The organism is Sanguibacter sp. 25GB23B1, from assembly GCF_040012415.1.
GTDB lineage: Bacteria > Actinomycetota > Actinomycetes > Actinomycetales > Cellulomonadaceae > Sanguibacter.
In genome coordinates this window covers 1-24381 of record NZ_JBDYKL010000048.1, presented here as the reverse complement: position 1 = coordinate 24381, position 24381 = coordinate 1, and the positions used below count along the sequence as shown (strand labels likewise).

At 72.3% G+C, this 24381-nt stretch carries 21 protein-coding genes; 10 read left to right on the top strand and 11 right to left on the bottom strand.

The genetic code is table 11. The features are described from left to right. Positions 1 to 127: 127 nt before the first annotated feature. The 5 genes from secA to ABKW26_RS18855 all read right to left on the bottom strand — a co-directional run bounded on the left by secA (position 128) and on the right by ABKW26_RS18855 (position 6755). Entirely contained in the window at positions 128 to 2917 is a 2790-nt protein-coding gene (secA, locus tag ABKW26_RS18875) for a preprotein translocase subunit SecA (RefSeq protein WP_348595625.1), read from the bottom strand. 140 nt (positions 2918 to 3057) lie between these two features. Continuing rightward, positions 3058 to 4317 (bottom strand): crosslink repair DNA glycosylase YcaQ family protein, encoded by a 1260-nt coding sequence (locus ABKW26_RS18870; RefSeq protein ID WP_348595624.1) that lies wholly within the window; start codon positions 4315 to 4317, stop codon positions 3058 to 3060. Positions 4318 to 4468: 151 nt separating this feature from the next. After that, positions 4469 to 5116 carry a ribosome-associated translation inhibitor RaiA gene (gene raiA / locus ABKW26_RS18865; RefSeq protein ID WP_348595623.1) on the bottom strand — a complete coding sequence of 216 codons (648 nt, stop codon included), beginning with the start codon at positions 5114 to 5116 and terminating at the stop codon, positions 4469 to 4471. 127 nt (positions 5117 to 5243) lie between these two features. Then, positions 5244 to 6026 (bottom strand): ComF family protein, encoded by a 783-nt coding sequence (locus ABKW26_RS18860; protein ID WP_348595622.1) that lies wholly within the window; start codon positions 6024 to 6026, stop codon positions 5244 to 5246. Between the two features lie 117 nt (positions 6027 to 6143). After that, positions 6144 to 6755 carry a TetR family transcriptional regulator gene (locus tag ABKW26_RS18855; protein ID WP_348595621.1) on the bottom strand — a complete coding sequence of 204 codons (612 nt, stop codon included), beginning with the start codon at positions 6753 to 6755 and terminating at the stop codon, positions 6144 to 6146. Between the two features lie 61 nt (positions 6756 to 6816). Between ABKW26_RS18855 and ABKW26_RS18850 the strand changes: the two genes are divergently transcribed. Beyond that, positions 6817 to 8034 carry an FAD-dependent monooxygenase gene (locus ABKW26_RS18850; RefSeq protein WP_348595620.1) on the top strand — a complete coding sequence of 406 codons (1218 nt, stop codon included), beginning with the start codon at positions 6817 to 6819 and terminating at the stop codon, positions 8032 to 8034. 63 nt (positions 8035 to 8097) lie between these two features. On the opposite strand, the gene ABKW26_RS18845 is transcribed toward ABKW26_RS18850, so the two are convergent. From ABKW26_RS18845 to mtrA, 3 genes are read right to left on the bottom strand one after another with little or no spacing between them, the layout of a single operon-like run. After that, entirely contained in the window at positions 8098 to 9891 is a 1794-nt protein-coding gene (locus ABKW26_RS18845) for an LpqB family beta-propeller domain-containing protein (protein WP_348595619.1), read from the bottom strand. Then, a complete protein-coding gene (mtrB, locus tag ABKW26_RS18840) occupies positions 9888 to 11636 on the bottom strand; it encodes an MtrAB system histidine kinase MtrB (protein WP_348595618.1) in 1749 nt (582 codons plus the stop codon). Before mtrB ends, ABKW26_RS18845 begins: the two co-directional genes overlap by 4 nt. Beyond that, positions 11633 to 12316, bottom strand: a complete 684-nt coding sequence (gene mtrA, locus ABKW26_RS18835; RefSeq protein WP_348595617.1) for an MtrAB system response regulator MtrA — start codon at positions 12314 to 12316, stop codon at positions 11633 to 11635. The genes mtrB and mtrA overlap by 4 nt, the downstream gene beginning before the upstream one ends. 129 nt (positions 12317 to 12445) lie before the next feature. On the opposite strand from mtrA, the gene ABKW26_RS18830 reads away from it, so the two are divergent. The 7 genes from ABKW26_RS18830 to ABKW26_RS18800 are packed head-to-tail and all read left to right on the top strand — an operon-like array spanning position 12446 to position 19388. After that, positions 12446 to 13786, top strand: coding sequence for a glycerophosphoryl diester phosphodiesterase membrane domain-containing protein (locus ABKW26_RS18830; RefSeq protein ID WP_348595616.1), 1341 nt, complete (start codon positions 12446 to 12448; stop codon positions 13784 to 13786). Further along, entirely contained in the window at positions 13786 to 14424 is a 639-nt protein-coding gene (locus ABKW26_RS18825) for a DUF4129 domain-containing protein (RefSeq protein WP_348595615.1), read from the top strand. Before ABKW26_RS18830 ends, ABKW26_RS18825 begins: the two co-directional genes overlap by 1 nt. Beyond that, positions 14421 to 15707 carry a DUF4350 domain-containing protein gene (locus ABKW26_RS18820; protein WP_348595614.1) on the top strand — a complete coding sequence of 429 codons (1287 nt, stop codon included), beginning with the start codon at positions 14421 to 14423 and terminating at the stop codon, positions 15705 to 15707. The genes ABKW26_RS18825 and ABKW26_RS18820 overlap by 4 nt, the downstream gene beginning before the upstream one ends. After that, positions 15704 to 16768 carry a MoxR family ATPase gene (locus tag ABKW26_RS18815; protein ID WP_348595613.1) on the top strand — a complete coding sequence of 355 codons (1065 nt, stop codon included), beginning with the start codon at positions 15704 to 15706 and terminating at the stop codon, positions 16766 to 16768. Before ABKW26_RS18820 ends, ABKW26_RS18815 begins: the two co-directional genes overlap by 4 nt. Before the next feature lie 17 nt (positions 16769 to 16785). Further along, on the top strand, positions 16786 to 18078 hold the full coding sequence (locus ABKW26_RS18810; RefSeq protein WP_348595612.1) for a DUF58 domain-containing protein: 1293 nt from the start codon (positions 16786 to 16788) through the stop codon (positions 18076 to 18078). Then, positions 18078 to 18200 carry a hypothetical protein gene (locus ABKW26_RS18805; RefSeq protein WP_348595611.1) on the top strand — a complete coding sequence of 41 codons (123 nt, stop codon included), beginning with the start codon at positions 18078 to 18080 and terminating at the stop codon, positions 18198 to 18200. Before ABKW26_RS18810 ends, ABKW26_RS18805 begins: the two co-directional genes overlap by 1 nt. A gap of 21 nt (positions 18201 to 18221) precedes the next feature. Continuing rightward, entirely contained in the window at positions 18222 to 19388 is a 1167-nt protein-coding gene (locus ABKW26_RS18800; protein WP_348595610.1) for a winged helix DNA-binding domain-containing protein, read from the top strand. 29 nt (positions 19389 to 19417) lie between these two features. On the opposite strand, the gene ABKW26_RS18795 is transcribed toward ABKW26_RS18800, so the two are convergent. Next, positions 19418 to 20407 (bottom strand): stage II sporulation protein M, encoded by a 990-nt coding sequence (locus ABKW26_RS18795; protein WP_348595609.1) that lies wholly within the window; start codon positions 20405 to 20407, stop codon positions 19418 to 19420. A gap of 62 nt (positions 20408 to 20469) precedes the next feature. Between ABKW26_RS18795 and ABKW26_RS18790 the strand changes: the two genes are divergently transcribed. Both ABKW26_RS18790 and ABKW26_RS18785 read left to right on the top strand, forming a co-directional pair. Further along, positions 20470 to 21288: an RDD family protein gene (locus ABKW26_RS18790; protein ID WP_348595608.1), complete on the top strand. Its 819-nt coding sequence runs from the start codon at positions 20470 to 20472 to the stop codon at positions 21286 to 21288. Between the two features lie 13 nt (positions 21289 to 21301). Beyond that, positions 21302 to 22174, top strand: coding sequence for an LLM class flavin-dependent oxidoreductase (locus ABKW26_RS18785; RefSeq protein WP_348595607.1), 873 nt, complete (start codon positions 21302 to 21304; stop codon positions 22172 to 22174). Here ABKW26_RS18785 and ABKW26_RS18780 read toward each other — a convergent pair. Both ABKW26_RS18780 and ABKW26_RS18775 read right to left on the bottom strand, forming a co-directional pair. After that, positions 22155 to 22811, bottom strand: coding sequence for a response regulator transcription factor (locus ABKW26_RS18780; protein WP_348595606.1), 657 nt, complete (start codon positions 22809 to 22811; stop codon positions 22155 to 22157). The genes ABKW26_RS18785 and ABKW26_RS18780 overlap by 20 nt on opposite strands. A 10-nt stretch (positions 22812 to 22821) precedes the next feature. After that, complete coding sequence (locus tag ABKW26_RS18775; RefSeq protein ID WP_348595605.1) at positions 22822 to 24303, bottom strand: sensor histidine kinase; 1482 nt, start codon at positions 24301 to 24303, stop codon at positions 22822 to 22824. Between the last annotated feature and the right edge of the window lie 78 nt (positions 24304 to 24381).

The window sequence follows — 24381 nt, the reverse complement described above, 5'->3', positions numbered from 1 at the left end:
GCGCTGTGCTGCGCGGTCGCCCACGCGGCGATCGAGTCGCTCCGCGGCATCCGGCCGCTGACCCAGCTCGCCCGCTCCGTGTCCGTGCTGCTTCGTGCCGCGCTGTCGTCCAGCGCTGCGCCGAGACTCAGCTCTTCTTCGTCTGCTTCGCTGCCCGGCGGCGCGCCTCGCGGTTGACCGCCTCGGGCGCCGCAGTCTCGCCGTCGCCCGCCGTTGCTCCGGGCGTCGCCGTCACCGGTCCGACACCGTCCTCGCTCGGGGCGGTGTAGCTCAGCGGGATCGCGCGGTCGGGGCCGTCAAGACCCTTCGCCACGAGGACAGGCTCTGCGGCGGCCGCCCCACCAGCGCCGAGCGCCTGCGCCGCACCCGAGCCTGCAGCCGCGGCCGCCCCGGCCGCGCTGACAACCGGAGCCGCCGGCTGGACCTTGACCTCGAGGTTGTAGAGGAAGCCGACGGACTCCTCCTTGATGGCCTCGGTCATCGCCTGGAAGAGCATGAAGCCCTCGCGCTGGTACTCGATGAGCGGGTCGCGCTGGGCCATCGCACGCAGGCCGATGCCCTCCTTGAGGTAGTCCATCTCGTAGAGGTGCTCGCGCCACTTGCGGTCGAGCACGGAGAGCACCACGCGACGCTCGAGCTGACGCATGCTCGCCTCGCCCAGCTCGGTCTCGCGCGCCTCGTAGGCGTGGCGGGCGTCGGAGAGGACCTCCTCGAGGATGAGGTCGTGCGTGAGGCCGTCGCGACCGTCGGCCTGGTCGACGACCTCGTCGACCGTGATGGAGACGGGGTAGACGGCCTTGAGCGCCGTCCACAGGGCGTCGAGGTCCCAGCTGTCCGGATGGCCGGAGCTCGTGGCACCCTCGACGTACGCCGTGAGCACGTCGGTGATGAAGTGCTGGACCTGCTCGCGCATGTCCTCGCCGTCCAGGACCCTGCGGCGCTCGTCGTAGATGACCGTGCGCTGGCGGGAGAGGACGTCGTCGTACTTGAGGACGTTCTTGCGGATCTCGAAGTTGCGGCCCTCGACCTGGCCCTGCGCGCTCGCGATGCCGCGCGTGACGATCTTCGACTCGAGCGGCATGTCGTCGGGGAAGCCGGCCCGCTGCATCATCGACTCGGCCAGGCCGGAGCCGAACAGGCGCATGAGGTCGTCCTGCATCGACAGGTAGAACCGCGACTCCCCAGGGTCGCCCTGTCGGCCGGAGCGACCACGGAGCTGGTTGTCGATCCGGCGCGACTCGTGACGCTCCGTGCCGAGGACGTAGAGCCCACCGAGATCGGTGACCTCGTTGTGCTCGTCCTCGACCGCCTTCTTCGCGGCCTCCACCGCGGCGGGCCAGGCAGCCTCGTACTCTTCGGGCGACTCGACCGCGTCGAGCCCGCGCTCGGCCATCGCGGCGACGGCCATGAACTCGGCGTTGCCACCGAGCATGATGTCGGTGCCTCGGCCGGCCATGTTCGTCGCGACCGTGACGGCCCCCTTGCGACCGGCCTGGGCGATGATCGGGGCCTCGCGGGCGTGCTGCTTCGCGTTGAGGACCTCGTGCGGCACACCGTGCTTCTTGAGCTTGGACGAGAGGAGCTCGGACTTCTCGACGCTCGTGGTGCCGACGAGGACCGGCTGGCCCTTCGCATGCCGCTCGACGATGTCCTCGACGACCGCGTTGAACTTGCCGTCCTCGTTCTTGTAGACGAGGTCCGCCTGGTCGATGCGCTGCATGTCCCGGTTGGTCGGGATGGGCACGACGCCGAGCTGGTAGGTCCCCTGGAACTCCGCCGCCTCGGTGTCCGCGGTACCCGTCATGCCGCCGAGCTTGCTGTACAGACGGAAGTAGTTCTGGAGGGTGATCGTGGCGAGGGTCTGGTTCTCCGCCTTGATGGCGACGCCCTCTTTCGCCTCGATGGCCTGGTGCATGCCCTCGTTGTAGCGGCGCCCGGCGAGGATGCGGCCCGTGTGCTCGTCGACGATGAGGACCTCGCCCTTGAGGACGACGTAGTCCTTGTCCCGCTTGAAGAGCTCCTTGGCGCGGATCGCGTTGTTGAGGAAGCCGATGAGCGGCGTGTTGAGCGACTCGTAGAGGTTGTCGATGCCGAGGTAGTCCTCGACCTTCGCGATCCCGGGCTCGAGCACCCCGACGGTGCGCTTCTTCTCGTCGACCTCGTAGTCCTCGTCGACCGTCAGGCGGCGGGCGACGCGGGCGAACTCGGCGTACCACTTGTTCGTGTCGCCCGCGGCCGGGCCGGAGATGATGAGCGGCGTGCGCGCCTCGTCGATGAGGATCGAGTCGACCTCGTCGACGATCGCGAAGTTGTGTCCGCGCTGGACGAGGTCGTCCGTGGACCAGGCCATGTTGTCGCGCAGGTAGTCGAAACCGAACTCGTTGTTCGTCCCGTAGGTGATGTCCTTGGCGTACTGCTCCCGGCGCTCTGCCGGAGTCTGGCCGGAGAGGATGCACCCGGTGCTCATGCCGAGGAAGCGGAACACACGGCCCATGAGCTCGCTCTGGTACTGCGCGAGGTAGTCGTTGACCGTGACGACGTGCACGCCGTCGCCCGAGAGCGCGTTGAGGTAGGCCGGGAGCGTCGCGACGAGCGTCTTGCCCTCACCCGTCTTCATCTCGGCGATGTTGCCGAGGTGGAGGGCGGCGCCGCCCATGAGCTGGACGTCGAAGTGGCGCTGACCGAGGGTGCGTCGGGCCGCCTCGCGCACGGTCGCGAACGCCTCGGGGAGCAGCTCGTCGAGCGTCGCACCGTTGGCGACGCGTTCCTTCAGCCGGTCGGTCTCCTCGCGGAGCTCCTCGTCGGTGAGCGCCTCGAAGCTGTCTTCGAGCGCGTTGACCTGCTTGGCCAGTCCGGACAACTTCTTGATGATCCGGCCCTCGCCGAAGCGAAGGACCTTCTCGAGGATCGCAGCCACGCAGTGCTCCCGGTTCGAGTGTTGGGCTCTGTGACGTCCGGGCCGATCGGCTCAGACGGCATACAACTGTCCATCGTAGGCGAGGGGAGGTGGTCTGAGTCACGTCGTCGACGTTTCGTTCGCTCATCGCGGACGTGGGCTCAGCCCGCTCGCGCGACCTCCCGCTGCAGGTCCGCCGCGAGATCACCCGCGGGCTCGACGCTGATCCCGCCCATCCCGAGCCACTCGGCCATCGCCACGAGCTCGGCCGCGAGCGCGGCAGGAGTGAGCGCTGTCGAGGTGTCGTCCCTGTGCGCAGACATCACCCGCAGCGTGCCCTCGCGCCGGTCGGCCTTGAGATCGACGCGCGCGGTGATCTGGTCCCCCTCGAGGAACGGGAGCACGTAGTAGCCGTGCACCCGCTTGTGCGCCGGGACATAGATCTCGATGCGGTAGTGGGTGCCGAAGAGCTCCGCGAGACGTCGGCGTTCGAAGACGAGCGGGTCGAAGGGGCTGAGCAGCGTCTGCGCCGCGGCCCGGCGTGGCGTGCGGGCGTCGCGGTGGACGAACGTCGGCCGGTCCCAGCCGCGGACCTGGACGGGAAGGAGGGTGCCGTCCTCGACGAGCTCGAGGAGCGCACGGCGCGGGGCAGGCCCCCGCAGACGGAAGTAGTCGGCGAAGCATCGCGCGGTCCCGACCCCGTGCGCGCGTGCCCCGATCTCGACGAGAGCCCGCACCGCGTCGTCCTCGTCGACCGCCGGTGCGTCGAGGACCGCGCGCGGCAGCACCCGCTCGGTGAGGTCGTACCGACGCTCGAAGGCGTTGTTCCGGCTCGCCGCAGTGACCTCGCCGGTGAAGAAGAGGAACTCCAGCGCACGCTTGGCGACGCTCCAGTTCCACCCCCACGCCGTGCTCTCCCGTGCGTGCTGGGACGTGAGGAGCCGCTCGACCTCGGCGGCCGTCACGGGGCCACGCTCACGCACGATGGCCCGGATCTCACGGACCTCGGCACTGTGGTCGACCTCGGCGCCGCTGATCGAGCCCCACGCTTCGGTGCGGTACCTGCGCTGGCGCCACTCGAGCAGTCGGTAGGTCGACGGCGGGAGGTACGAGGCCTCGTGGCCCCAGTACTCGACGAGCCGCCGGGGTGCGCGACTCGTGGCACGGTCGAGCAGTGCGGTGTCGTACGGGCCGAGCCGGGAGAACAGCGGCATGAGGTGGGCTCGTGCGAGGACGTTGACCGAGTCGATCTGGAGGAGCCCGAGCCGGTCGACGACACGCTGCAGCCCGGCCATCGTCACCCGGGGCGCGAGGTCGCCGCTCCGGGCCTGCGGAGCGACCGGGCGGGCCGAGGCGAGGCCCTGCGCAGCGAGCGCCGTGCGGCGCGCCTGGGCGAGTGTCATGGTCCGCTCTGAGGTCATCGGACCATCGTGCCGTCCGCCACCGACACGAGCACCGCCGCAGGCACGCCGACGGCGCAGGACCGGTGGTCCTGCGCCGTCGGCTCGAAGGGGATGGTCTCCCAGGGCGTCTGCTCGAGAGCGGTCGGGGCGTGCCGCGACCGCTCCGGCGTCACTCGGCCGTGGCGGCCGGGGTTCCCGCTCCGCACGCTGCGTCGAGCGCGATCACACCGTAGGTCCATCCGCGGCGACGGTAGGCCACCGAGGGGCGCGCGGTCTCGACGTCGATGAAGAGGAAGAAGTCGTGCCCGACCATCTCCATCTCGTAGAGCGCGTCGTCGATCGTCATGGGGTTCGCGCTGTGGAGCTTCTGCCGGATGACGACCGGGGAGTCCCCGAGCTGGATCTCGACCGTGTCGCCGGGATCGGTCGGAGCCTTCGGCGTCTCAGGCGCCGGCGCCGGGGTCGGGACGAACGGCCGGACGTCGGCGGTGTCCTCGGGCGTCGGGTTGCGGAAGCGGTTCTTCCGGCGGTCGTTCGCGCGGCGGAGCCGTTCGGAGAGCTTGGTCATGGCGAGGTCGAGAGCGCCGAACCTGTCGTCCGCTGCGGCTTCTGCCCGAATCACTGGTCCCTTGTCGCGGACGGTCAGCTCGACCCTCTCGCGAACACCTGACTGGCGGGGGTTGTTCTCGTGAGTGACCTCGACATCGACGCGCTGTGCGCTCGGTGCGAGCTGCTCGATCTTCGCGAGCTTGTCCTCGACGTGTCGGCGAAAACGATCGGCTACCTCAGTGTGCCTACCGACGACAACGATCTCCATGCGAGCCTCCAAGGGAGTGGGGGCGCTTGCGCGCCCGATGATCAGCTGTGCGGCGCCCTCACGGGTGCCCGGACTGATACCACCTCCCAACGCTGTCGAGATCTGGGTACAGGCTAACCCCGTTCCGTCACCGGATCGTCATCGGCGGGGCCCCCGGAGGGTATGAAGTTGGTCCTGGCGTGGCTGCGAGGACGAGACCCGCGACGACCGTCCCACCTGCGGCGACGAGCGCTCGTTCGCACTCCACCAGCGTCGCGCCGGTGGTGAGCACGTCGTCGACGAGGACGCAGGCGACCCCGCGCAGCGCGGGTGCGCGGGGTCTGACGCGCACGACCCCCGCGAGGTTCCCTCCGCGGGCCCTCGACCCGAGCCCCACCTGGTCGAGCGCGCCGGCGCGCAACCGCGGGCGGTGCTCGAGCACGCGCAGCAGCCGCACGTCGTCGGACGAGGACCGCACCGCATGGCCGAGGACGCTCGTGACGGCACGTGCGAGCTCCATGACCGGCTCGCGTCCACGACGCCGCCGAGCGGACGCGGTCGAGGGGACGGGGACGACCAGGAGCGGCCCTCGGGGCCGGCTACGGAGGAGCTCGTCGTCCGCGGTCCGGGCCAGACGACCCATGGCGGCGCGGAGCCGGCCGTCGAGGTCGGTGCGACCGCGGTCCTTCCAGGCGACGACGAGATCACGCACCTCCCCCGTGTATGCCGTGAGCGCCCAGACCGGCCACGGCGCGGTGCCCGTCATGCGGTCCAGGCGTGGAGCCGCGTGCTCGACCCGGCGCGGTGGTTCCGCGAGCCGCGCCGAGCACGCCGGGCACACCGCGACGTCGACGGTCCCGCACCCGGCGCACGACAGGGGCACGGCGAGACGAGCGATGTCGTGGAGTCCTCGGAGAAGGATGGACGTCATGCGCCGAGCCTCCGCCCGCTCGGGGTCCTGGATGGCCGTCCAGGGCTCAGCTCTGGACGGCTTCAGCGCAGGCCGACCCTGTGGGACACATCGTGCGCCGCGGGCAGCCGATGACAGTCAGTCGGTGACGCCCGGCAGGACAGCGCGGACCAGGTCGTGGGCAGCGGCCCGGACTCGGGACTGGTCCACGGCGGTCGCAGCATTGGCACCGGCGACGGAGTCGAAGAGTATCCCGTCGACGCACGCCACGAGCAGAGCGGCCTGGCGGCCAGGCTCGCGAGCACCGAGGCCGCGGAGGACCTCGGCGATCCGGCTGCGGATCTCGACACCGCCACGGTGCAGCTCGGCGCCGAGCTCCGGTCGGCGGGCTGCCTCGAGCGAGAGCTCGTAGCGCGCGAGGTGCCGAGCGCGGTCCACCGTGAGCCACCGGCCGAGTACCCCCGCCAGCGCGTCCGCAAGGGCTGTGGCGTCGCGTGCCGCGACGAGCGGTGTCATCACGTCGAGATCGACGTGGTCCATCTGCACGAGCCGTCGGACGCACGCGGTCAGCAGGGCGACGCGCGACCGGTAGTAGTACGACGTGGACCCGGCGGGGAGGCTTGCCTGCGCGTCGACCGCGCGGTGCGTGAGTCCGCGCGACCCGGCCAGCGTGAGGACCGCGAGCGCCGCGTCCGCAACCACGGTGCGACGGTCGCTCGACGGTGGGTGCGGGAGGTCGTCGGGGGCCATGCACCAGACTCTACCGACGTAGAGTTGCCTCGTCTGTCTCTACATCTGTAGTGTCGGCTGTGTGGATGGAGAGCGAGCAGGTCGTCGAGCCGTCGTCGTCGGCGGCGGCATCGGAGGGCTCGCTGCAGCGGTCGGGCTCGCGCGCACGGGGTGGCGGGTGGTCGTCTGCGAGCGCGCGCCGGCCCTCGAGCCGGTCGGCACGGGGCTCGTCCTCTGGCCGAACGGGGTCGCAGCGCTGGGTGCGCTGGGCCTGGACGACTCCGTGCACCGGGTGGGTCGCGCGCTCGGCGGGACAGGGCTGCGCCGGCCGTCCGGCCTTCGGCTGTCACAGACGGACAGCCGTCAGATCACCCGCCGGCACGGCCGGGGTCTCGTCGCCGTCGCACGTCCCGAGCTCGTCGACGTCCTCGCCCGGGCACTGCCCGAGGGCGTCCTGCGCCTGGGCACGACAGTCACCGCAGTACGGCCGGGCGACGAGCACGCTCCCGCGGAGGTGGTGTGCGGCAGCGACACGCTCGTGGCAGACCTCGTCGTCGCGGCGGACGGGATCGGCTCCGCCGTCCGCCGTTCGCTCTGGCCGGAGCACCCCGTCGCCGGGTACCGCGGCTACACCACCTGGCGCGCCCTCGTGGGCACCACCGGCCTCGATCTCGGCGGGTCCGCGACCGAGACCTGGGGTCGCGGGGAACGCTTCGGCATCGTGCCCCTCGCCGGTGACCGCACCTACGTCTACGGGACAGCGGCCGCCACCGCCAGGACGCTCGCGCTCGACCCCGCGACCGAGCTCGCCGAGCTGCGTCGACGCTTCGGCGGGTGGCACTCCCCGATCCCAGAGCTGCTGGACCGGCTCTCGTCGGAAGACCTCCTCCGGCACGACGTCCTCTCGCTCGAGCCGCCCGTGCGACGGCTCACGACCGGTCGGGTGGTCCTGCTCGGCGACGCCGCGCACGGGATGGAACCGAACCTCGGGCAGGGCGCCTGCCTCGCCCTCGAGGACGCCGTCACGCTGACAGCGATCGTCGCGGGCTCCCCGGTGACCTCCGCACCCGACGGGTACACCGCAGCGCGCGGACCCCGAGCGGCCCGGCTCTCCCGCCAGTCCCGGCTCATCGGCTACGCCACCCGCACCCGGTCCCGGGCGCTCACCACCGTGAGAGACGCCGCCGTCCGGTGCACACCCGCAGCACTGTCGCTGCGCGGCTTCGACGACGCGGCCCGATGGCGCCCACCGCCGCTCGCGCTCGGACGTCCACCGGCACCCGACCGCGGCAGTCGGTGAGCCGGCTCGTCCTCGGCGTCAGCGTGCCGATCGCGCTGCTCCTCGACGACGCGGCCGTCTCCCTCAGCCGGGGAAGGTCGGGAGCCTGACCCCCGACGCGATCGTCGACCAGGTCGCACCCGTCGAGGCCCTGCTGAGGAGGTCGCCGGCGTCGGTCGCGACGTAGATCGAGCGCAGCCCGCGCCCTGCAGCGATGCTCGTCGCGGCGTCTGCGCCCGACAACGTCTCGGTCCGTCCGGCGAGCGGGACGACGTTGACCGCCGAGACCCCGTCGGACGCCCCGGCGGCGAGCACCGCGACGGTCGACTCGTCGACCCAGACCACCTGGCTCGCGTCCTGCACGCCCGCACCGATCGTCACCGAGTCCGAGAGCCGCTGGGGCACGCCCGAGTCGTCCCGGACGACAGCCGCGAGATCGATGTACGTCGCGCCCGCCACGCTCGAGACGACCACCACCCGCGCACCCTCGTGCGCGACCCGCACGGACTCGACGGTGCGCCCGGCGAGCCAGTCGACCGTGACCTCGACCTGGGTGCCACCCTGCGAGACGGCCTGCAGGCTCGCGCCCGGCTGCTCCTCGCCCGTCCACACCCAGCCGAACCGGTCGATCGACGGCTCGACGAGGTTCGTGCCGGTGAGCAGCGTGACCGACGGGTCCGCCGTGGTCGGGAGCGTGCGGATCGACGAGCGCCCCGAGCGCACCACACCGGACTCGCCGGACGCGTCGAGGGCCAGCGCGGTCGGGTCGAGACCGGTGAGCGGAGCGACCCCGGGCACGGGATCCACGGCTCGCCCCTGGACCCGGCTCAGGACGTCGCCGACGAGCACCCAGGGCGACGCCGCCGGGATCGGGTCACGGACCGGTGCCGCGGTCTCCGCGATGGTCAGAGGCACCGAGTTCACGAGGATCTCGACCGAGCGCACCTGCGGGACGCGCAGGAGCACGGCGTCGAGCTGCGCCTGGAGCATCGCCCGGTCGTCCGCGTCGGTCGCCAGCACGTCCCTGGTGAGATCGACCCGGGCGACCCCTCCGTCGTCGACCGTCACGGCATCGAGCACCAGCCGGGTGCCGTCGGGCGCGACCGTCCGAACGGCGTCGCGCAACCACTCCGACGGGCCGGCGAGCAGACCGTTGATCGCGTAGGTCGCCGTGTTGCTCTTCGAGTACCACCGCACCTCCGGGACGAGGTACGCGCCGTCGAGCGTGGGGAAGTACAGGGTGGTGGCGCGGTACACCGACGAGAAGTTCGGCACCGAGACGTACGAGACGTCCTCGACACCCGTGATCCGCCACTGCTCGTCCGCCCCCTGCTCGAGGGAGAACGTGAGGTTCTCGGACGCGTCGGTGGGAGCCTCGGTGAACCGTCCCGCTCCGTCGAGCGTCGCGACGACCGAGATGCGCCCCTGGACGACGGCCGGCCCGGCGTCCTCGACAGGAGCGTCCGTGCCCGGGGTCTCCCCCTCGACGCTCGGTGCCGGTTCGACGACCTCCGCATCAGGGTCCGGGCCGGCGACCTGAGCCAGGTCCGTCTCGCCGGAGTACACGACCGTGCTCGTGCCCGGCTCCCACGTCGCGGCAGCCGCGGGCGCGAGGTACTCGCGAGCGGTGACCCAGTCGTCGTTGAGGCCGGCCGCCTGCGCATAGAGGAAGCCCTGCACGATGTCCTGGGGGCTCGCGTCGAGCGCCGGCCCGTACGCCTGCAGGAAGATCGGTCCGGGCTCCGTGACCGTCACGTCACCACGCTGGACGGGACCCGACGTCGGGATCTGCGCGCAGCCGGCCGCGAGGGCCGCCGCGAGGGCGACCGCGACCGCCCTGCGCACGCGCGTCGTCGTCCTGGACACCGTGACGCTCACCGGACCTCCACCTGGTTTCCATGCTCTCCCTGCGCGGGGATCTCACCGGTCAGAGGGTGCGCCGAGGCGAGATCGTGGACGGCCGGCAGGGACGACGGACCGTTCTCGTCGTGCCGCGCGGCACCCGGCACGACCTCGTCCGCGGCACGCTGCGGGACGAGGTCGATCGGCGACGTCGTCAGCACGATCCCCGCGCGGCGGGGAAGGGTCAGCCGGAACGACGCGCCCATGCCCGGGCGGCCCCACGCTTCGAGCCACCCTCCGTGCAGGAGCGCGTCCTCGAGCGAGATCGCGAGACCGAGACCTGTGCCGCCGGACGTCCTCGCCCGCGCCGGGTCCGCTCGCCAGAACCGGTCGAAGACATGGCCCACCTCGTCGCGCGCGAGGCCGACCCCGTGATCACGCACGCGGACGGCGACGGCCATCGGGTTCACGGCCACCCGCACCTCCACGGGCCCGCCCTCCGCATGCTCGATCGCGTTGACGAGCAGGTTGCGGACCACGCGCTCGACCCGGCGCGGGTCGATGTCGGCAGAGGCCGAGCCGTCGTCGAACTCACCGGTGAGCCAGACCCCCTTGCGCTCGGCGAGCGGCATCGCCTGGTCGATCGCCGAGTTCACGACGTCGCGCAGGTCGCGGGACTCCGCGTCGAGGACGGCCGCCCCCGCGTCGAAGCGGCTGATCTCGAGAAGGTCCGCCAGCAGGTCCTCGAAGCGGTCGAGCTGGTTGACGAGCAGCTCGGCCGACCGCTTGACCACGGGCTCGAAGTCCTCGCGCCCCTCGTAGATCATCTCGCTCGCCATCCGCACGGTCGTCAACGGCGTCCGCAGCTCGTGCGAGACGTCGGACACGAAGCGGCGCTGCACCGTCGAGAGCTCGTCGAGGCGCTGGATCTGGTCCTGCAGGCTCTCGGCCATCTCGTTGAAGGACCGCGCGAGCGTCGCCATCTCGTCCTCCCCGCGCACCACGAGACGCTCGTCCAGGTGACCGTCCGCCAGCCGCTCGGCGACCTCGGCAGCGCGCTGCACGGGCGCGACGGCCTGACGCGTGACCATCCACGTGATGACACCCAGGAACGCCACGAGCACCAGCCCCGCGGTCCCGAGGACCTGCTGCATGAACGCGAGCGTCTCCTCCTCGGACTGCAGCGAGTACAGGTAGTAGAGCTCGAACGTCCCGGAGGCCGGCACCTCGACCGTCGAGCCGACCATGACGCCGGGGACCGAGCCGGCCCCCACCGGGATCGCGACAGGCTGCCAGCGCTGCCCGTCGGCCTCGGCCGTCGAGCTGCGCAGGTCGTCGGAGATGAGCCCGCGCAGCTGCGGCGCCGTGTTGGGCTCGAGGACCGACGAGGAGATGCTGTTGGACCGCGAGCGCAGGAGGAACACGTCCCGGCCGCCGGGCCCGGAGACCTGGAGCGCAGGAATCATGTCGTTGAGGAGCTGCTGCACCTGGGCGGTGCTCGTCGCCGTCGCGGAGTTGAAGGTCGCCTGGGCCTGGACGGTCGACCGGGTGCTCTCCGCGAGCACCTGGTCGATGCGCTGCTCGAAGAGGCCGTCCCGGATGGTGCTCGCGAGGAAGGCGCTGAGGAGCGCCACAGCGGCGAGGCCGATGACCAGCGCGGTCGAGATGACCCGCAGCTGCATCGAGGAGCGCCATGCCGCAGCGAGGCGCCCGGCCCGGCGGCGCAGCCGCAACCCGAGGCGACGGAGCCTCCGGACGAGCCGTCGAGCCCTGCTGCTCATGTCTGTGCGGCACCAGCCTTGTACCCGACCCCGCGCACGGTGAGGACGATCTCGGGCACCTCGGGGTCGTGCTCGATCTTCGACCGCAGCCGTTGGACGTGGACGTTCACCAGGCGGGTGTCCGCCGCGTGGCGGTAGCCCCACACCTTCTCGAGGAGGACCTCGCGGGAGAACACCTGCCAGGGCTTGCGCGCGAGAGCCACGAGAAGGTCGAACTCGAGCGGCGTCAGGGGGATCGTCGCACCGCCGCGCATGACACGGTGCCCGGTGACGTCGATCTCGAGGTCACCGATGGCCAGCCGCTCCGGTGCCGGCTCGTCGGTGCGGCGCAGCCTGGCCCGGATCCGGGCGACGAGCTCCTTGGGCTTGAACGGCTTCGAGATGTAGTCGTCCGCGCCCGACTCGAGGCCGAGCACCACGTCGACCGTGTCGCTCTTGGCGGTGAGCATGATGATGGGCACACCGGACTCGGCACGGATCTGCCGGCACACCTCGGTGCCGTCCTTCCCGGGCAGCATGAGGTCGAGCAGGACGACGTCGGGCGCCGAGCTGCGGAACACACCGATCGCGGAGTCCCCGTCCGCGCAGAACACCGGGTCGAACCCCTCCGTCTTGAGCACGATCCCGATCATCTCGGCCAGCGCAGTGTCGTCGTCAACCACCAGCACACGTGACTTCATGGCGTCATCTTGCCACTTCACGCCGCCGACCTGTTCCCCGACATGGCACGATGAGCGGGTGGGAGCCGTTTCGCCCGCCCTCACCCGATCACGGACGCCACCCAGACAGAGCTAGAGGTCGAGACACCGATGACGTCGCCCGAGGACCGCCCCGAACCCACGCCCGCGCCCTTCGCGCCGCCGAGCGGCACCGGGACGCCGGACACTGCGCCACAGCACGAGCCGGGTCCACCCGCGAAGGATGCAGGCACGGGATGGGGGCAGCCGAGCGAGTCGGTCGGCTACCCGCAGCAGCCCGCCGCACCCCAGGCTTCCGCTCTGCCGCGGTACGGGCAGTACGGGCCCACGACCCCGGTCGCGCCGGACGGCGGTCTGCCGCCGTACCCGCAGCCCGGTCAGCAGCAGCCCGGTCAGCAGTTCGGTAGCCAGCAGTACGGCGGACAGCAGTACAGCGGACAGCAGTACGGCGGACAGCAGTACGGCGGTTCCCCCTACGGCAGCCCGCAGGGCTTCGGCGGACCCGGGTACCGCCCTCTCGCGGCCCGTCCCGGCATCATCCCGCTGCGCCCGCTGGGCCTCGGAGAGATCTACGACGGGGCGTTCGGAGCGATCCGTCGGAACCCGAAGGTCATGCTCGGCGTGGTCGCCCTCGTCATCGCCGTCGCGACGATCATCGCCACGGTCATCGGGTACCTCACCGCACCGGCGGCCAACCGGTGGCTCGGCGACCTCGTCGGGGACATCGACCCCACGGGCGAGGCCGGCCTCGACTCGCTGGGCAGCCAGCTCTCGACGTCGTTCCTCGTGACGCTGGCCGTCTCGATCGCCTCGATCGTCGCGACCGGGCTGCTCATCGTCGCGATCAGCCGGTCGGTCATCGACAAGCCGTTCACCACGGGCGACCTGTGGGCGCAGGTTCGCACCAAGGTCGTCGGGCTCATCGCGATCGCCCTCATGCCGTCCGTCGCGATCGCGCTGCTGGCGGCGGTCCTCCTCGTCGGTGTCTACCTCGTCGCCCAGGTGGCGGGTGCCGGTGTCGTCGGCCTCGTCACGCTCGTGGTCATGGTCATCATCGTCGTGGCTGCGGTGTGGCTCTCCGTGCGCTTCATGCTCACGTCGGCCGCCTACGTCCTCGAAGGTCAGGGCCTGGGGAAGGCGGTCCGTCGCGGCTGGCTGCTCAGCCGCCGGTCGTTCTGGCGTCTCTTCGGCATCTACCTGCTCTCGAACATCATCACCGGGACGGTCGCCCAGCTCGTCCTCGTCCCCGCGACGATCATCGCGCAGCTGCTCTTCCCGAGCGGGTACATGATCGAGCCCGGTGGCGTCGCCATCATGACCCTGGCGCAGATCGTCGCCTACACGATCACCACCGCGTTCCTCTCCTCGGTGATCGCCCTGCTCTACATCGACGTGCGGATGCGTCGCGAGGGTCTCGACGTCGAGCTCGCGGCAGCGGCCGACGAGGCCTGATGGTCGGCGCTGCACTGCCCGTCGACCCGGATGCCGACACTGCGCGTCAGTGGCTCACGGACGAGCTGACGAACCCCGTCTACCATGACGGCCCCTCGCTCCTCGAGCGCTTCCTCGAGTGGCTCCTCAGCCTCCTCGACGGCGTCTCGGTGGTCGGCCTGCCCGGGGTGTGGAGCGCCGTCGTCGTCGTGGCCGCGGTCCTGGCCGCCGCTGCTGTCGCCCTCGCGGTGGCAGGTCCGGTGCGTGCGTCGCGTCGCGCCCGCTCGGGTCCGGCCGTGCTCGCCGACGACGTCCGGACGGCCGAGCAGCTCGCGGCCGGTGCCGCCGCGTCCGCCGCCCGAGGCGACTTCACCACCGCGACCCTCGACGCGTTCCGCGCCCTCGTGCGGCGCTCGGAGGAGCGCGTCCTGCTCGAGCCCCGACCGGGCCGCACCGCCCACGAGGCCGCCGTGGAGCTGACGCCACGGTTCCCCGACCACACCGTCCCGCTCCGTGACGCGGCAGCGGTCTTCGACTCTCTCTTCTATGGCAAGACGACCGCCGACGCCCGGTCCTACGCGTCCGTGGCCGATCTCGAGAGCGCTCTGCGCGCGGAACGCCCCGCGCCGGTCGCCGACCGGAGGGTCCTCACGTCGTGACGACTACCCAGACCACCACCGTGACGACCGCCGGAGCGTCGACCAGGCCTGCCGCGGCCGCACCCACGACGGCTGCCGGCGTCGTGCGAGCACGCCTGCAGTCCTGGCGCTGGCCGATCGCCGGCGTGCTCGCGCTCCTGCTCTCCGTGGCCGTGACGGCTCTCCTCACCCCGGAGCGGTCCGCTGTCCGCTTCGCGCCGGACAGCCCCGAGCCCGACGGTGGTCAGGCGCTCGCGCAGGTGCTCGAGGACCAGGGCGTCGACGTCACCTCGACGACCTCGGTCGCCGAGGCGATCGGCGCCGCCGGCCCGGGCACCACGCTCCTCGTCGCGAACGACTACGGCATGACGGACGACGTCGCGCGGTCGCTCCTCGAGACGGGAGCGACGATCGCTCTCGTCGCCCCCGGTGACGCGCTCCTCGCGGCGGCGACCGCCGAGGTCACGCACGCCCGGCGGTCTCCCGACCCGGCACCGACCGTGGCGCGCTGCACAGACCCGGACGCGCGCGCGGCCGGGAGCATCACGAGCCTGGGCACCGGCTTCGAGGCCGCGGCCGAGCCGGACGACGCGCCGAGCACGTCCGGAGGAGCGGTCCTGTGCTTCACGAGCGAGGCCGGTGCGAGCCACTACGCCGTGTTCCCGTCCCAGGTGGTCCCCACCAGCACGGACGGCGCAGGTACCACGGCCGGGAGCGAGGTCACCGCACCCGTCGTCCGGGCTCTCGACGACGCCGGCCCGCTGACGAACGAGCAGATCACCACCGAGGGCAACGCTGCGATCGGCCTGCGGATGCTCGGTCACGAGGAGCGGCTCGTCTGGCTGATCCCCGAGCGTCCGGTCGCCGCGCTCGAGGGCGGCGGGATCGGCGACCTCCTCCCGCCGTGGGCAGGTGCGCTCCTCGCACAGCTCGCCGTGATCGCGCTCGTGTGCGCGCTCTGGCGGGGTCGACGGCTCGGACCGCTCGTGGCCGAGGACCTGCCCGTGACCGTTCCGTCGTCGGAGACGGCCCTCGGTCGCGGCAGGCTGTACCGCCGAGCACGGGCCTGGGGCCATGCCGCCGCCGCGCTGCGAGCCGGCGCCGCGCACCGCATGGCGACGCGTCTGGGCGTCCCTCGCTCAGCCGGCGCACCGACCGTCATCGACGCCATCACCCGTGCCACCCACCGGCCTTCTGCGCAGGTCGCCGGCCTGCTCTACGGACCACCCCCTGCCGACGACGCCGACCTGGCGCGCCTGGCCATCGAGCTCGACCAGCTGGAGAGCGAGGTTCACCGCGCGTGAGCACCCCTGGAGTCCCCCGCCCGACCGACGACGCCTCGTCGGCGCCCGACCTCTGGAAGCCCGTACCCGCACCCGACCACAGGGCGGCGTCCGACGCCGGCCACGGCCCGGACCCGGCGCTGCGTGCCGCGCTGGCCGGCGTGCGCGACGAGGTCGCCAAGGCCGTCGTCGGTCAGGAGGCCGCCGTGACGAGCCTGCTCATCGCGCTCCTGTGCCGCGGTCATGTGCTCCTCGAGGGCGTGCCCGGTGTTGCGAAGACGCTCCTGGTGCGCACGCTCGCCGCCTCCCTCGCCCTCGACACCAAGCGCGTCCAGTTCACCCCGGACCTCATGCCGGGAGACATCACCGGTTCCCTCGTCTATGACGCCCGCACCGCGGAGTTCAGCTTCCGCGAAGGGCCGGTGTTCACCAACCTGCTCCTGGCGGACGAGATCAACCGCACGCCCCCCAAGACGCAGGCGTCGCTCCTCGAGGCGATGGAGGAGCGTCAGGTGAGCGTCGACGGCACGGCCCGACCGCTGCCGGACCCGTTCCTCGTCATCGCGACGCAGAACCCCGTCGAGTACGAGGGCACGTACCCCCTGCCCGAGGCCCAGCTCGACCGCTTCCTCCTCAAGGTCCTCCTCCCGCTCCCCGAGCGTCACGACGAGGTCGAGATCCTCGCGCGGCACGCCGCAGGCTTCGACCCCCGCAACCTCGCCGCCGCCGGCGTGCGCGCGACGACGACGGCCGACGAGCTCGAGCGGGCCCGGGCCGAGGTCGCAGGCGTCCGCGTCGCGCCCGAGGTGCTCGGCTACGTCGTCGACATCTGCCGCGCGACCCGCCACTCCCCCTCGCTGTCCCTCGGGGTCTCGCCCCGCGGTGCGACGGCCCTCCTCGCCACGTCCCGTGCGTGGGCGTGGCTGTGCGGCCGGTCCTTCGTCACGCCGGACGACGTCAAGGCGCTCGCGCACCCGACCCTGCGCCACCGCGTCCAGCTCCGGCCCGAGGCCGAGCTCGAGGGCGTCACCGCCGAGAGCGTGCTCGCAGCGGTGCTCGCGTCCGTCCCCGTCCCCCGCTGACCCGGCGGGTCCTGGTCATGGTCCTCACGTGGCGCGCAGCCGCGCTCACCGCCCTCGGCATCGTCCCGGTCATCCTCACCGGAAGCGTGGGGGTGGTCCTCCTGTGGTCCCTCGTCGTGCTTCTCGTCTGCGCCGTGGACGCGGCACTCGCGGCCTCGCCGCGGGCGGTCGCGCTGGAGCGCACCGTGGCACGGGCGGTCCGGCTGACGGAGTCGACCACCTCCGTGGTCGTCGCCACGAACACGTCGACGCGCACGATGCGCGGGATCGCGCGCGACGCCTGGCCGCCGTCGGCGGGCGCGGACGAGAACCGGCACCCGCTGCACGTGCCGCCCGGGGAGTCGGTCCGCCTCACCACCCGGCTCGTCCCGAGCCGTCGCGGCGACCGCCAGGCCGGCGACGTGACCCTGCGGGCACTCGGGCCGCTCGGTGTCGCGGGTCGACAGCTCTCGGTGCCGCTCCCGGGACGTCTGCGCGTCCTGCCCGAGTTCGCGTCGCGCAAGCACCTCCCGAGCCGGCTCGCCCGGCTGCGCGAGATGGACGGGCGAGCCGCCGTCCAGGTGCGCGGCGAGGGCACCGAGTTCGACTCCCTGCGCGAGTACGTGCTCGGGGACGACGTGCGCTCGATCGACTGGCGCGCGTCCGCCCGGAGCACCGACCTCGTGGTCCGGACGTGGCGCCCCGAACGCGACCGCCGGGTGCTCATCGTGCTCGACACCGCACGCACCTCGGCCGCGCGGGTCGGTGACCAGCCTCGCCTCGATGCGAGCATCGAGGCGGCGCTGCTGCTCGGCGCGCTCGCGTCGAAGGCGGGTGACCGGGTCGAGCTCGTCGCGTTCGACCGGACCGTGCGCTCGCGCGTCGTCGGCGCGGCCGGGCCACGGCTCCTGCCCGCCCTCGCCGACGCGACCGCGATCCTTCAGCCCGTGCTCGTCGAGACGGACTGGCCGGGTCTCGTCGGCGTCGTCCGCGAGCGCCTGTCCCAGCGCTCTCTCGTCGTCCTGCTCTCGACGCTCGACCCCTCGGCGGTGGAGACAGGCCTGCTGCCCGTGGTCGAGCAGCTGACCTCCGTGCACACCGTGGTCCTCGCGTCGGTGGCCGACCCCGACGTCGCGGCGCTGCGCGCGGGTCGTGGCAGCGCGGCGGAGATCTTCGACGCGGCCGCCGCCGAGCGTGGCGAGCTCGAGCGTCTTGCAGCGACAATGGTCCTCAACCGTCGCGGTGTCGACGTGGTCTCGGCGCTGCCCGACGACCTGGCGCCGCGGCTCGCCGACACGTACCTGGCCCTCAAGGCCGCAGGAAGGCTGTAATGCGACTCTCCCCCGACGGTTCGAACCGACGCGCGCGCCGCAACCGGCACATCGCCATCTTCGTGGTGGCTGCGATGGTGCTCGTCGCGGCTGCCCCGGCGATCGCGTTCCTCCTCGGCTGACCCGCCCCACGGCGCCGCACGATGACCGCGGAGGGCGCCCCGCCCGGCTGCACGGAGCGCGAGCTCGGCCGGGCGCTGCTCGCCCGTCAGCACCTGCTCGCGCCTGCCGAGCCGGCCGTGGACCCGGGCACGGACGTCCTGCGCGTGATCACGCACCTCGTCGGGCTGCAGTCCCAGGCGCCGGATCCTCCCTACGTGGGGTTGTGGACACGGTTGCGCGGATTCGACCCGCAGACGCTCGGCTCGTTGCTCCTGGAGCGTCGCGTCGTGCGCCTCGCTCTCCTGCGCGGCACGATCCACCTCGTGGCGGCGGAGGACGCGCTCGTCCTCCACGCCCTGCTGGCACCGCTCTTCGCCGCACAGCTCCGGTCGAACACCCAGCACGGCAAGCATCTCGCCCCGCTGGACAGCAGCGAGCTCGCCGCCGCGGGTCGCGCCGCGCTGGCGGACGGGCCCCTCTCCCCCGCCGACCTCGGGGAGGTCCTCGCACGCCGATGGCCCGGCGTCCCGCCCGCGTCCCTGGCGCACGGGGTCCGCGGCCTGCTCCCCCTCGTCCAGGTGCCGCCACGCGGACTGTGGCGCGCGCGGGGACCAGGGACGGGCACGCGATGGACGACGGCCGAGAGCTGGCTGGGCCGGGACGTCCCCGTGCTCGACGACCCGGCCGAGCGTCAGGCTGCCCTAGCGACGCTCGTGCTGCGCTACCTCGCCGCGTTCGGCCCGGCCACCGTGGCGGACGTCCAGCGCTGGAGCGGACTGACCGGTCTCGGACGCGTCGTCGCGTCGATCCGCCCGCTCCTCGTCGCGTTCACCGGTCCTGACGGTCGCGAGCACCTCGACGTCCTGGACGGTCCGCGCCCTGCGGCCGACGAGTGCGCGCCCGTCCGGTTCCTCCCCGAGTGGGACAACCTGCTCCTCGGCCACGCCCGCAGGGAGCGCGTCATCACCGAGGAGCGCCGACGTGCGATGTTCACCGCCAACGGCATCGTCCACGCGAGCGTCCTCGTCGACGGGGCTGTCGTCGGTCGCTGGGCCGTCCGCACGGCTCCCGGCTCCGCGACCCTCGAGGTCCACCTGCTCGACGCGCGGCTGAGCACCGCGCAGCGTGCTGAGGCGGAGGCGGAGGGAGTGCGGCTGCTCGGCCTCGTGGCCGACCCTGCCTCGGAGCACCGCGTCGTCATCGCCTGATCACCTCGCTGGTGCGACCGGCGGACCGGTCAGGCGGCGACGGGCTGGACGTGACCGGCGAGGTCGGCGTCGAGGTCCCCGGTCTCCCCGTCGCGGGCCGCCCGACGGCCGAGGACGAGCACGTAGGTCCAGAACGCGGAGAGCACGCACGCGCCGATGACGATCTTCAGCCACCACGGCAGCGTGGAGCCGGTGACGAAGCCCTCGACGAGGCCGGACACGCCGAGGACCGCCGTGAGGCCGATCGCGACCGTGAACAACGACCGCCCCTCCTCTGCGACTGCTCGTGAGCGCGGCCGCGGACCGGGCTCGACGAGCGTCCAGAAGAGCTTGAGCCCCGCTGCGCACGCCACGAAGATCGCTGTGAGCTCCATGAGGCCGTGCGGCAGGATGAGCTGGAGGAACACGTCGAGCTCGCCGTACGCGGCCATCATGCCGCCGGTCGCACCGACGAGGACCGCGTTCTGCACCATGACGAGCACGGGCCACACCCCGGTGATACCGAAGGCGATGCACTGCGCGGCGATCCACGCGTTGTTGGTCCACACCACCGCGGCGAAGTCCGCGCCCGGGTCGTAGTAGGACGCGAAGGCGGAGTCGACGTACTCCTCGCGGTAGCTCGGTGTCCCGACGGCGGCGAGACCGCTGTCGGTCGTGGCTACCCAGACGCCTGCGACGACTGCGATGAGCACGCACGCGAGGGTGACGGCGTGCGTCCACCATCGCAACCGGTAGAGCGCGGCCGGGAGCGAGACGACGACGAAGCGCCGCAGGTCCCGCCATGCGGGCTCGTGCGCGCCGGCGATGATGGTGCGGGCACGGTTGAGCGTCTCGGACAGCCGGGAGACGAGCACGGGGTCGGGGGCGCTCGACCGGATCATCGACAGGTGCGTCGCGACCGCCTGGTAGAGGCGGATCATCTCGTCGGACTCCGCGCCGCTGAGCCTGCGGCGTCGGCTGAGGGCGTCGAGGCGCGCCCACTGCGCCGCGTGCACGTCGGAGAAGGCGTCGAGGTCCACGGACGATACCCTGCCATAGAACGCCACCGACCCGCTGTGGCCGCGCGAGGAGGAGACCGACGATGGACGACGGCATCGTCATCGGTGAAGGCGTCGTGCTCGACGCGCGACCGGCGTCCTTCGCCACCCGCATGCTCGGCGCCCTGCTCGACGTCATCGTCCAGGTGGGCGTCCTCCTCGGCCTGCTCTGGGTCACGACCGGGGCTCTCGAGCTCGCCGACGGAGGGTTCACACCGGCGCTGCAGATCGCGACGCTCGTCACCGTCATGGTCGTCGTGCCGACGACGGTCGAGACGCTGTCGCGCGGCCGCTCCCTCGGCAAGCTCGCGACCGGGATCCGCGTCGTGCGCGACGACGGCGGGCCGGTGCGGCTGCGGCACGCGTTCATCCGGTCGCTCGTCGGGGTCGGCGAGCTGTGGTTCTCGCTCGGCTCGGTCGCGCTCATCGCGTCGCTGACGAACACCCGCGGCAAGCGCATCGGCGACATGCTCGCGGGAACCTACGCCATCCGCATCCGCGGCGGCCGTGTCCGGGTCGCCCCCGTCTTCATGCCGCCGCAACTGGCCGGCTGGGCCGCGAGCTCCGACATGCGACGGCTCCCGGACGGTCTCGCGCTCGCGTGCCGGCAGTTCCTCGCCCGGACGCAGAAGCTGCACCCGGCCTCGCGAGCCCGCGTCGGTGGCGAGCTCGCCGCGCAGGTCGAGCGCTACGTCGCACCGTCACCGCCCACGGGGACCCACCCCGAGGCCTTTCTCATGGCCGTGCTGCACGAGCGCCGCGACCGCGAGTGGCGCCTCGCCCGTCGCGCCCAGGCGCTCGCCGCAGAGCAGGCCGAGACGGTCCAGCGACTCCCCTACTCCATCCCCGACCCGACCACCTGAGAAGGACACCACCGTGCGCATCGGCATCGTCATCCTGCCCCAGCCCCGATGGGCACAGGCCTCTGCCCTGTGGCGCCGGGCGGAGGAGTACGGGTTCGACCACGCCTGGACCTACGACCATCTCGCGTGGCGAACGCTCGCCGACGAGCCGTGGTTCGCGACCGTGCCCACGCTCGCTGGTGCCGCGCTCGTGACGAGCACGATCGGTCTGGGGACCTGGGTCGCGTCGCCGAACTTCCGGCACCCCGTCCCGTTCGCGAAGGAGCTCATGACGCTGGACGACATGAGCGCGGGCCGGATGCTCCTCGGGGTCGGTGCCGGCGGCCTGGGCTTCGACGCGTCCGTCCTCGGCCAGCAACCGCTCACCCCCGGTCAGCGGGTCGAGCGGCTCGACGAGTTCGTCACGCTGCTCGACGAGCTGCTCACCCAGCCCGTGACCTCGCGGGAGGGCACGTACTTCAGCGCCGACGAGGCGCGGACGATCCCCGGCTGCGTCCAGCAGCCGCGCGTGCCGTTCCTCGTCGCAGCGAACGCGCCGCGTGCGATGTCGGTGTCGGTCCGCCGCGGGGACGGTTGGGTGACGACGGGCGCCGAAGGGCAGGAGACCCTGGAGGACTGGTGGGGTTCGGTCGCCCGGTTGTCCGCGCGCTACACCGACGCGCTCGCCGAGGCGGGCCGCCCCGCGAGCACCCCGCGATACCTCAACCTCGACTCCCAGGAGTACTCGCTGACGTCGGTCGACCGCTTCTGGGACCAGGTGGGGCGCGCCGAGGAGCTCGGCTTCACCGACGTCGTCGTCCACTGGCCCCGCGCCGACGGCATCTACGCGGGCGACGAGAAGGTGCTGGACGCCGTGGCCGGCGGCCTCACGCCTGGAGGAGCTTGAGGACCGCGAGCACGCGTCGGTGGTCCCCGGCGTCCACCGGCAGGTCGAGCTTGGAGAAGATCGACGAGACGTTCTTCTCGACCGCCCCGTAGGAGAGCACGAGCTGCTCGGCGATCGCCGTGTTCGATCGTCCTTCGGCCATGATCTCGAGCACCTCTCGCTCGCGCGGCGTGAGCCGGGCGATGCCGTCGTCGGGGTGCGGCGAGCTCATGAGCTGGGTGACGACCTCGGGGTCGAGGACCGTGTGACCGGCCGCGATCCGTTCGAGCGCGTCGATGAAGTCCGAGACGTCGGCCACGCGGTCCTTGAGCAGATACCCCACCCCCCGGGCGTCCCCCGTGAGCAGCTGGGTGGCGAACCGCGTCTCGACGTACTGGGAGAACAGCAGGACGCCTTGGGAGCGGTCGGTCGCCCGGATCTCCAGGGCAGCGCGCAAGCCTTCGTCCGTGAACGTCGGCGGCATCCTGATGTCGATGACGACGACGTCCGGGCGGCCTCCTGCCGGCAGGTCGGCGATCGCGGAGACGAGCTGGGTGCCGTCGCCGACGGCCCCGACGACCTCGTGTCCCCGACGGGTGAGGAGCGCCACGAGACCGTCACGGAGGATGGCGGAGTCTTCGGCGATGAGGATGCGCACGGGAGGCCTTTCAGGACATGTGGAGCGGAAGGCTGACGGTGACGACCGTCGGGCCGCCCGGCGGGCTGGAGAGGGTGAACGTACCGTCGACGGAACGCACGCGCTCCGACAGACCGGCCAGGCCGCTGTGGTGGCCCTCGGCGTCCGGCACGAGCACGACGGCTCCGCCCACACCGTCGTCGCGCACCCTCAGGCGCAGCGCACCGTCGATCTCCTCGACGAGGACGTGCATGCCGCTCGCTCGCGCGTACTTGATCGCGTTGGTGAGGAGCTCGCTGACGCAGAAGTAGGTGATCGTCTCGATGACCTTCGCCGGGCGGCGGCGCGGGTCGACTGGGAGGTCCACCTCGACCACCGTGGGCAGCGGGCTGCGCGCAGCGAGCGTCTCGAGGGCCACGGCGAGCCCGTTCTCGAGGGCCGGCGGGTGGATGCCCCGGGCGATCTCGCGGAGCTCGACGAGCGCGTCCTTCGCCGTCGCGTGCGCCGACTCGATGAGGCCCTGGACCTCCGACGGGTGGTCCCCGTCGCGCAGGTAGTCCCGTGCCTCGCCGAGCTGCATGGCCACCGCGACGAGCCGTGCCTGGGTCCCGTCGTGCAGGTCTCGCTCGATGCGACGCAGCGTCGCGTCCGCGTCCTCGACCGCGTGACCGCGGGCGTGCTCGAGCGCGATGACGCGGGCGCTCGCCTTCGTCAGCCCGAGGAGGCTCTGCGCGAGGAGACGGTGGACGTGCGCGAGCCCCTGGTTGACCGCGGCCCACACGAAGAGGAAGAGCAGACCGACGACCGCGAGCGCCGCGAACCGTGGTGGCGTGTCGACGAAGAAGTCCGTGCCGAGCTGCATGCCGCGGTGCATCCGGCCGTCGGACCCGGCCTGCGCGGGGAGGTAGCGGGCCCAGAACCAGTGGGTCATGGCACCGAGGGACGTGGCGAGGAAGGTCCAGCTGACGACGAAGGACGCGACGGTCAGCGGGAGCTCGAGGGTCATGTGGGCGAGCGCCCGCCAGCCCGGTCCGTCCGAGAGCATCGCGCGCACGCCCGGCCAGAAGCCCTGCTGTCGTCGGAAGGGTCGCGGTGTGGCGATCCGGGCGCGCAGCGTCCCGCGCGCGAGACCGCGCGAGACGCCGCCCGGTCCGCGGGCTCCGATGACCATGACCCCGAGGACGAACATCCAGCCGACGATCGTGAAGAGCAGCGCTGCCGAGAGCGAGATGGCGACGACGACGTACGCGAACATGAACGGAGACAGGACGAGGACGATCGTGAGGTACCCGAGCTCGCGCCAGGTGCGCGCCGCGAACGGTGCTCGCCAGAACCCGACGTGCTCGAGGGGTGGGACTTCCTCGACGGACCACTCCCGGAGGATCTCTTCGGCGCGCCGCACGGTCATCTGGCCCTGCGTCGGCGGTTCGGTCGGCTGCTGGCGCTCGATGGGACGGAGCGGTGCGTGCTGGTCGCCCGGCGCAGGGTGTGCGGTGCCAGGTGTCGGCTTCATGGTGCTCATCCTCGTACCGTCGGTCCCGTGTGCACGGTGGTGGGGGGGGGGGGGGGGGGGGGGGGGGGGGGGGGGGCG